Annotated in this window: 7 protein-coding genes; all 7 read left to right on the forward strand. The window is 45.1% G+C overall.

Annotation, left to right across the window (positions count from 1 at the left end; all coding sequences use genetic code 11):
* The first annotated feature begins 10 nt into the window (after positions 1-10).
* Complete coding sequence (locus tag U9Q77_12260; GenBank protein ID MEA3288131.1) at positions 11-1330, forward strand: type II secretion system F family protein; 1320 nt, start codon at positions 11-13, stop codon at positions 1328-1330.
* 19 nt (positions 1331-1349) lie between these two features.
* Positions 1350-3122: an ATPase, T2SS/T4P/T4SS family gene (locus tag U9Q77_12265; protein ID MEA3288132.1), complete on the forward strand. Its 1773-nt coding sequence runs from the start codon at positions 1350-1352 to the stop codon at positions 3120-3122.
* Between the two features lie 5 nt (positions 3123-3127).
* Positions 3128-3619, forward strand: a complete 492-nt coding sequence (locus U9Q77_12270; GenBank protein MEA3288133.1) for a hypothetical protein — start codon at positions 3128-3130, stop codon at positions 3617-3619.
* A 6-nt stretch (positions 3620-3625) separates the two neighbouring features.
* Positions 3626-4183, forward strand: coding sequence for a hypothetical protein (locus U9Q77_12275; protein ID MEA3288134.1), 558 nt, complete (start codon positions 3626-3628; stop codon positions 4181-4183).
* The gene (locus tag U9Q77_12280; protein ID MEA3288135.1) at positions 4183-4722 is read left to right on the forward strand and encodes a cyclic nucleotide-binding domain-containing protein; all 540 of its coding nucleotides are present in this window, start codon (positions 4183-4185) and stop codon (positions 4720-4722) included. Before U9Q77_12275 ends, U9Q77_12280 begins: the two co-directional genes overlap by 1 nt.
* Positions 4723-4757: 35 nt before the next feature.
* Positions 4758-5993 (forward strand): ATPase, T2SS/T4P/T4SS family, encoded by a 1236-nt coding sequence (locus U9Q77_12285; protein ID MEA3288136.1) that lies wholly within the window; start codon positions 4758-4760, stop codon positions 5991-5993.
* A 10-nt stretch (positions 5994-6003) separates the two neighbouring features.
* Positions 6004-7230: hypothetical protein (locus U9Q77_12290; GenBank protein ID MEA3288137.1), on the forward strand; the 1227-nt coding region annotated here is incomplete at its 3' end.

Raw genomic sequence — 7230 nt, forward strand, 5'->3', positions numbered from 1 at the left:
CCTACCCCTAATGGAGCAATTCAGATACACCTTAGCCACTCTTAAAGGAAAGCCGATCAAGGGCATCCTTGAGGCTGCTAGCAAAAAAGCCGCAAAAACAGCCGCCATAGAATTCGCGACGAAACGGAATCTCACATTCCAGAGTATCGAAAAAAAGGCGACTTTTCTATATAAAGCCCAAAAACCTGGCCAGGAAATTACCCGAGGTGAACAACAAGCCTTTGCCAAGGAAGAAGTCCAAACTGCTCTGGAACGGCTGGGGTTCAGGGTGCTCAGTGTCAATAAGAAACTATTGGATTTCAAGGGCAAGGTTCCATCCAGTGAAGTTTCCAGTTGGATTCGCTTATGCGCGGATCTGCTCAAAGAGAATTTGCCCTATGATGAGATCTTATCCCTGCTTGGTGAGGATACCCCCAATGTTCGCCTCAAAGAAACCATCAAACAGATCCAGCAGGATCTTAAGGAAGGTAAAGAAGGGGGCGAGGTCTTTGGAAAACATGAGGATGTATTTGGAAAATTTCCGGCTTATATGTTGGCTGTAGCATCAACCAGTGGCAACATGCGCAGTGTTTACGAAAGCACTGCAAAGTTCATGGCTCGTGATGAAGAATTTAAACGTAATTTAAGAAAGACACTGGTGTCCCCGTTTGTTACCCTGGGTGCCATTTTTCTTGTAGTAATCTACTATGTGATGGTCATTTTTCCTGAAACAGCCTCTATGTTTGAAAAATTTGGCAAACCTTTACCACCCATGACAGCCAAAACGATGGCTTTGAGTAATTTCCTTTCCGATAACTGGATGATTCTGGCAGCAGTGACCCTGATTCCGCTGACAGCCCTTATCTTCTACATAAGAACCCCCAAGGGTAAACTTTGGAAGGATAAGATTGTCATTAGAATACCGGTCATTGGAGAACTGCTACACAAGACCAGCATTGAAATATTTGCTCGCGTATTCCACTCACTTTACAGTGGTTCCGGTGAGAATATTGAGGTGATCCGAATCGCCTCTGAAGCATGTCGCAACTCTTATATAGCGCACCAGATGAATGAGGTTGGCATCCCTATGATGCTGGGGGAAGGTAAAGGGATTGTAGAAGCCATGGAAGCCACCGGTGTCTTCACCAAGACCGCCATTTCCCGTTTCCGGTCTGGAGCAGAATCGGGAGCGTTACGCACTAATGCGTTGCAATTGGCAAACTATTATGAAACTGAAACAGGCTATCGGATGGATCGGGTCGTTGGTTCGATAAATGGAATGGTCACGATGGTCATTATGTCTGTCATGATCGGGTTGACCCTGGTTTCCTCTGAAACGTCAGTAATGTAGGGCAATAAGGACAAATTAAATGGCCAAGATCGGTGATATCCTAGTTAGAAGGGGCGTGATTTCTCAGGATATCCTAAAACAAGCCCTGGAAATTCAGCAAACTGAGCCAGCTAATAGTCGTCGGCAGCTTGGTAAGATATTCTATGAAGATCTGGGTGTGGATCAACATGCGGTACTGCATGAACTATCATTTATTTTTGCCATCAAAGAGGTTGAGATCAACGCTGATGATCTCAATGAGGAGCAAATAGAATTTATCGATAGCGTTTTTGATAGTCGCAGTGATGCGGTTCGAGCAACCATGATTCGCGCTAAAATGGTGCCCCTCAGTGTTAATGGTCAGGGAGGAGACGCTGTTTTAACCATAATTGCTGCTGATCCTACTGATCCAGAAGTGACCTCTATGGCTGAGCAATTACCTTTTGGTAATTTTGAGATCGTCTATAGCCGTGTAGAAAATGTTGATGCAATTCTTAATAAAGTACTATCCAGCCATAATGACTTCCTGGGCTTGTTGGATGAGATCAATTATGATGAAGAGACTCATATCGATGAAGATGAAGTAGATGAGGCAGCCCTTGATGCAGAGATCAATCAAAGCGCCCTTACCGCCCTGGTCGAAGGAGTCTTGATCGAGGCTGTACGACAGGATGTCAGTGATATCCATGTGGTCCCGAAACCAGGCAATATCACAGAGATTAACTTTCGAATAGATGGGAAACTGGAAACCTGGCATTCCCAAAAAGGGGTAAAGCCTGAAGCAATATCAGCAGTATTTAAGGATAAAACTCGCAATGTCGATCGTTTTGAACGTGATATGGCTCAAGATGGTTTTATTCAAAGGAAGATCGATGACTACCTGATCCGTTATCGCGTTTCCATTATACCCATTGTAGGTTCCGAATTTGACCGGAAGCTGGAAAGTATTGTTATCCGAATCCTGGATGACCGTAAAGTAATTACAGATCTGAATAAGCTGGGACTTCAGAAACAAGCACTGCTCGATTTTAAAAAGTCTATTAACAAGCCCTCTGGTATCGTGATTGTGACAGGACCTACTGGAAGTGGTAAAAGTACCACGCTGGTGGCTGCCCTGCATGCCGTTATCACTCCTGAAAAATGTGTATTGACCGTTGAAGATCCGGTGGAATATCTGATCCATGGCTCACGTCAATTGAAGATTAGCGATAAAATGGGTTTTGATGCCGCTATCCGAGCTATCCTCAGACACGATCCAGATATTGTCTTGGTAGGTGAAATACGTGATCTTAAAACAGCGGAGACAGCCATGAAGTTGGCCAATACCGGTCACCTCACCTTTTCCACCTTGCATACAAATGATGCTCCCAGTGCTGTATCCCGACTCTATAAAATGGGTATCGAACCCTTTCTAATTGCCTCATCAGTCAGTTTAATATTGGCTCAGCGACTGGTTCGCAGACTTTGCAAGGATTGCAAAACACCCCTGACGGAGGAACACTTTGATTCAGCCCGGGCTTTGGGTTTCACTGAACAGGAGCTACAGGAATTCACCCTTTATGAACCCGTTGGTTGTGATAACTGTCGTCACGGCTATAAAGGTCGTACGGCTGTGATGGAATCATTGTATTTTACCTCAGAGATAAAGAAGATGATCGTTGCTTCGGGAGACCAGATCGATGAGGATGCTATTAGAGAAGAGGCTATTAAAAATGGCATGTTGACCTTGCGGGCTTCAGGACGGGAACGAATCAAAGAGGGCATCACCTCTATTGAAGAAATTGTGGCTGTCACCGTTGAGGATGAGGAATAGTCCAGGTGGGTCGCGTTGAAATGATGATCCTGGTCATGGCCATCGCTATATTAGGTCGCTATTCGCTAACTGTGAATGATGCTCTGGCTAAAAATGAGATCCATGTTCTTCAAAGTGAATATGAACTGAATTCCGTTTCGATCATCGAAGGCATATTTCGACAGGCCTGGCTTAAATCCTTTGACAAATATGCAGTTTCCAGCAACCCGCAATCCATCCCCGATGATTTCACCCCGGCTGACTCGCTGGGACCGGAGTCTGGAGAGTCCTACCCTGATTTCAATGATATTGATGACTACGATGGACTATCCCTGGTGGATACAGCTGGCAATGGGATGACCTACACGCTTGTGGTTAGCGTTGGATATATAGATGCTTCCGATAAGAATACCTTTCTGGGAACTCAATCCTCTCTGAAGCGCTTGAATGCGACCATCAGCAGTGACTATCTAAGAAATGACATCACCTTAAGCCGCATTTATCCATACTGGAAATGAGCAGTTATGGGTGACATACAAATGGCAGGTTCTTTTCTAATCGGTGGTATGGTGTTGTTGACCATCTTGAACATGAACCATGAGATCCTGGAGACCTCCAGTTTGAACTCGCTGGGCACCATGGCTCAGGAAAATGTTGTGGAAATTGCCGCGATTCTGGATTATGATTTTAAAAAGATCGGTCATCAGGTATCCCGGACCACACCAGCACTTCTGGCTTTTTCTGATTCCACAATCACGTTTTTGTCTGATATTGACCGGGATTCAGTGATTGACACCCTCAGCTATCGTGCCGGTCCTGCCAGCGAGACCTCAGCGACTGATAATCCCAATGACCGCTATTTGTACCGGAGCGTCAATGGTGTGGAATATGACGTAGCTCTGGGGGTAACTGCCTGGGAGTTACGTTATTTTAACGAGAAGATGAGCACTACAAGTCAAATTGACAGTGTCCGGATCATTCAGATCTCGTTTGATGTTGGAACCACGTATGGATATGATGAAAATTATGGTCGCGCATCCTGGAGCACTCAGTATGCCCCCAAAAACCTGGGAACCTTATAATGAATGAATCGCAACAAGCGAGTCGAAGCTCCGTCAGGAATAGCCATAACAGTATTGGACCCTTATCCTTGAAAATGGAACTGACCGGAACCCTCATCCACTTTAATGAGCCACCCCTTCTGGTTGCTCACTTCCCCAAAGAACTGGCTGAAAAATTTATTAGGCTGGGGCGCGAAAAAGCCTATGCCACCCACATGAATATCCTGCGTAAGGGACAAATAGGTCGAGACATGTTTCTGATCTGTGAAGGCAAAGTGTCCGTGTGGAAACAGAGTACGTTACTGGGCGAATTGGGCCGGAAGGATGTTTTTGGCGAGTTGATCATCTATCGAGATCATTATAGGATCGCGACAATAAGAACTGAGGAACCAACACTGGTTCTAAAATATAATAGACAGTGCCTTCTGGATTTCTTTGCTCGTCAGGAACCAAAATATTTTAATATCTTTACCATGAATATTATTGAAATTCTACGCCGGAAGCTGATTTCAACCAATGAACGAGTAGTAAAACTTGAAGAACAGCTTTTACAACGGTAAATTCGATGTTGGACTAAGCAAGTGGAGTTGAGCAGATGGATCAGACAGTAATCAACAACGTACATCAACTATTAAAGCCTATTCTGGATCAGATTCCAGATACTCTTTTCGGGCTGGAGCGGCTACACCACTTGAGTCGGGAAATATCCGGGCTACTGGATGATGACCGCAGAATCTTACGCGCGTTCCTGAATAGTTTACTGGCTGATATGAAGGACAACGGCGCTTCCGATATTGACATGGGCTCAGCTGGATGTGCCGGAAAGATCTGGTACAGGAGTCAGGGCGAAAAAAAACCTGATCCTACACAGGGTGACTATAGTGATTCTGAGATGGATGTGATCCTGCTCAATATCCTCATGGATCAACAACGCGATGTATTGCTCAAAGACCGTAATCTGGATTTCTCCTATTCGATAGATCTGGATGGGTCGACTGCCCGGTTACGAGGTGATATGTATTTTGACCTGGGGCATCTGGGATTGAATATGCGTATGATTGGTGATGAGATCCGTCCTTTTGCAGGTCTGGGTTTACATCCGGAGATTGCTAAGGCGCTGAGCCTGAAACACACTAAAAAGGGCTTGATCCTGGTCACCGGAATTACCGGATCAGGCAAAAGCTCCACCCTTGATACCATAATTGATGCCAACAATCAATCGATGAATGCCCACATTGTTATTTTGGGTAGTCCCATTGAACAGGTGCATAAACCCAAGGGCTGCCTCGTGCGACATCGTGAAGTTGGGGCTGATGTGTTGTCCTTCAAGGAAGGTGCCATTCAGGCTCTACGGCAGGATCCGGATATCATTGTGATCGGTGAGATGCGTGATCCTGAGACGATCATCACAGCTCTGGAAGTGACTGACAGTGGGCATAAGGTATTTTCCACGCTGCACACCTCATCAACGGTTGAAAGTGTTGACCGTATCATTGGTGAAGTACCAGCCAATGAACAGAATCGAGTCCGGGAACGTCTGGCTGATGTATTGAGCGTGATTATCTCTCAAAAGCTGCCACGTACGCTGGATGGGAAACGGGTCCTTGCCAAAGAAGTCTTATTAATGATTCCGTCTATTCGGGCTGCCATCAAGAATAATAACCTGGATGAGATCTATCAGATGATCCAGCAATCCAGTAACCTGGGTATGATCACACTGGAACAGGATCTGAAACGTCTCTTTGATGAGAAAAAGATATCCTATGAAGAAGCGCTCTCCAATGCCAACAATAAAAAACGATTCAAAGAAATTGTGAAGATATCCCTCTAAGCCGTTCATAATGGGAATTCCTAAAAACATATTGACCCTGTACCAGGATGGTGTTGAACTCAAGACAACCCTTACCTCTGTGCATAAAGGTAAGATCAAAATTGCAGCTTTGGATCAGGCCACTCTGATTACTCCCTTTCAGCATCCCCAAGATGATACCGATGAAACAAGTTCAGATTTTAGCACTCTGGAAACAGCAGAGAACGCCTTTGGCATTGATGATAGGCCGGCATTCCTGCATGACGAACCACCTGATGACAAAGAGGAAGTGCAAGAGGCTGATCAGGGTTTTGGAAGCATGGATCAGTCCAGCGAAGAAGATCAATTCGAGGAAGAAGAGACCAATGAGGATATCCTGCTGAGTCTGATGTCCCGGGTTCCTGCAAAGCATTATGCCCATGCCATCAATTTACCCCGCTCTCTGGTTCATACGCTTCATTTGCGAGGCAACTTCACCGAGCTGAAACCCAGGAAACGAAAAAAACAGATATTCAACGAGATCATTGATCGGCAGGGTGATGCCGAACTTCCGAAAGATCATTATGACTGTCTTTTTACTGAAAGTGGGGAAACCTATGCTTTTGTGTACAAAGGCGACATTCCCATTATTCAGGCTTTTGATGATATTCAGCCACATCTGAAGGTCAAACCCCGTTTTGTCTCTGTATGTACTGATGAAGTGGCCCTGATCAATTTGCTGCGCTTTAATTATGATGATATCGGAGAGGATGAGATCATTGCTTTGGTCAATATCGAGGATGTCCAAAGCAGTTTTATCATCACCAAGGGAACCAATGTTATCCATTTTTCTCAGAGCATCCGGGAGGATCTGAGATCACCGTCTCTGTTAAATGCAATATCCGGAAAATTGCTTTACGATCAGGATTTGGGTCATTATCAGGATATTACACGGATCATTCTCACCGGTGAAGCCAGACAGATCGATGCAAAAGCATTTTTCGAGCAGGACGATGTCAGCGTCAGGGTTGAGTACTTAAGTTTAAATCCTGATAAATTCATTATCCCGGAAGACAGTAGTGAATCCTATACAGATTACGCCATACCGCTTGGATTAGCCGTACAGGTCCTGTTTCCGAAGAAGAAAGACACGTTACTGATCAACCTGTTGCCGGATTATGTGCTGCGACGCCAGAAGACCTTTAAGCTTGCCTGGCATGGGTTGCTGTTGCTATTGTTGATCTTTCTGGTTCCCTTTGCCATCAATTGGTTGTATGTG

This window comes from Candidatus Neomarinimicrobiota bacterium, assembly GCA_034716895.1.
Taxonomy (GTDB): Bacteria; Fidelibacterota; UBA8477; order UBA8477; family JABMPR01; genus JABMPR01.